General features: G+C 59.0%; 3 protein-coding genes and 1 pseudogene. All 4 read right to left on the minus strand.

Annotation, left to right across the window (positions count from 1 at the left end; translation table 11 throughout):
* On the minus strand, positions 1–575 hold a 575-nt coding region (locus DWZ52_RS09710; RefSeq protein ID WP_147349536.1), incomplete at its 3' end, for a PTS sugar transporter subunit IIC.
* A gap of 58 nt (positions 576–633) precedes the next feature.
* Positions 634–1,116: a PTS sugar transporter subunit IIB gene (locus tag DWZ52_RS09715; RefSeq protein ID WP_117565058.1), complete on the minus strand. Its 483-nt coding sequence runs from the start codon at positions 1,114–1,116 to the stop codon at positions 634–636.
* Between the two features lie 57 nt (positions 1,117–1,173).
* Positions 1,174–1,593, minus strand: coding sequence for a PTS sugar transporter subunit IIA (locus DWZ52_RS09720; RefSeq protein WP_117565057.1), 420 nt, complete (start codon positions 1,591–1,593; stop codon positions 1,174–1,176).
* A 46-nt stretch (positions 1,594–1,639) separates the two neighbouring features.
* Positions 1,640–1,881: pseudogene (locus DWZ52_RS10215) on the minus strand (SIS domain-containing protein); the annotation flags it as partial.

The following is a 1,881-nucleotide window of genomic DNA, read 5'->3' on the forward strand; positions in this document are numbered from 1 at the left end:
ATGGCGAAGCCCATGGCCGGCAGGATGTTGGCGGCAACGCCAAAGCCAGCAAGGACAAAGGGCGGGATGAAGTCGAGCATGCCCTGGATGGCGTCAGCACCCAGATAGAACGACAGCGAGCACAGCAGGAACGCCATGATGATACCGGTCAAACCGATCAGGAAGTGCATCGCATAGACACCCTTAAGGTTGCCCTGGCCGGAGAAGACATCAGCGCGGTCAACCAGAATCGGCAGGGCGGCGTTGAGGATGTTCTTGATGGCAAGGCACAGCGTGGCGATGGGCATAGCGAGCGCGATGGCTGCCTCGGTGCTCTGGCCCAACTGGATAGCGAAGGCGCAGGCGAGCACGCCGCCGATCGTCTCATCAGGCGGCACGTAGGCGCCGATGGAGATCGAGCCCATGAACAGAAGCTCCAGGCTGGCGCCGATCGCGAGGCCGGACTGCAGGTCCCCCAGCACCAGGCCCACGAGCGGGCACAGGACGATGGGGCGGAACGCATAGAGCGTACCGAGCTGGAAGTCGAACTTACCAAATGCGGCGATAAGTCCGATGAGGATTGCTTGGGTAAGCATATATCCCCCTTTCCTAATAGGACACTACGAAGAGCTCAGACTCTTCGAAATTGAACGCCTAGAGCACGCTTGCGCAGTCAACCTTGGGGTCATCGGCCAGAGGACGGATCTCGACCTCGACGCCGTTGTTCAGCATCTCACGCACATCGGCCTCCTCGGCTGCAGTCAGGAAGATCTGACGAGAGACCTGACGAGCATCGGGGCGCTTCTCGTCCTTGGGCTTGGTGTTGCCCAGGTTGACCGACTTGATCTGCGGGCAGCCTTCAACAAGCTGCTTTGCCTCAGCGATGGTGGCGACACAGATAATCATCTTGTATTTGTCAGTCACACCCGAGTTAATGGCCTCGATGGCATTCGCCATATCCTTGATGACGAGCTTGCAGCCGGCAGGCTTGCCCATCTTGAGCGTCGTCTTCCACACCGGGTCGTTGGCGACCTTATCGCCCACGCAGAAAATGCAGTTGGAGCCAAGGCCCTGGACCCAAGAGACCGCGACCTGGCCATGAAGCAGGCGATGGTCGACGCGAAGTAGCTGAATCATAATGTGACCCCCCAAAGGTCTTGTGCCGTCTTACGGCGTGTCAGTAGGTGCTGCGGATTAGAACTCTTCTTCCTCTTCGTCATCGACCAAAAGATCGTTGACAAACTTCACGCGCGTATCGTCCGCAGCGACGATGGCGCGAATCGTCTCCTCAACCGGCGCCGACTCGTCAGAGAACAGCAGCTGGATAAGCAGAGGAAGGTTCATGTTGGTAACGAGGTACGTGCGGGGACGCGTCTGGACGATCTTGGTGAACTCGTTGTTGACGCTGCCGCCAAAGAGGTCGGTGCAGACAACGACATCATCGTCGGCAGCCATGCCTGCCAGCAGTTTTTGGGCCTCCTCGGCCACGTCCATGCGGTCATCGACGAACATCGAAAGATCGTGGACGTTGTCGCGAGCGCCCGAGAGCAGCTCGACACTCTCCTTGATGCCGGTAGCGAAGTGCGCATGGCTGGCGATGATGTACTGCCTCATTCTGTGTTCCTCTCAATAGCCCGGCGCGTTCCCGCACCCGTTTTCTTTAGTAGTCGAACTGGTGATAGTAGCGACGATACTTGAGGTTGTGCTTGGTGACCGTCTCGTAGTAGCGAGCCAGGCGGTCGGTAACGAGCACCGTCAGAATCCACGGAGACACGATGACGCGGAACTCGTCGTCAAGGCCGGGGATCGCGAACTCGGCGGTGTCGATGATGTTGATGTCGGTGTCGCCGGTCACACCGCGGGTCAGGAAGGCGCGGACGCGCTCGTCGAGCTTGCGGTTCT

Source organism: Collinsella sp. AF33-16 (assembly GCF_003475325.1).
Lineage (GTDB): Bacteria > Actinomycetota > Coriobacteriia > Coriobacteriales > Coriobacteriaceae > Collinsella.

What these genes read in the sequence shown, in the direction of transcription:
- DWZ52_RS09715 (WP_117565058.1), bottom strand. Translation starts at nt 1,116, where the DNA reads ATGATTCAGCTACTTCGCGTCGACCATCGCCTGCTTCATGGCCAGGTC.
- DWZ52_RS09720 (WP_117565057.1), bottom strand. Translation starts at nt 1,593, where the DNA reads ATGAGGCAGTACATCATCGCCAGCCATGCGCACTTCGCTACCGGCATC.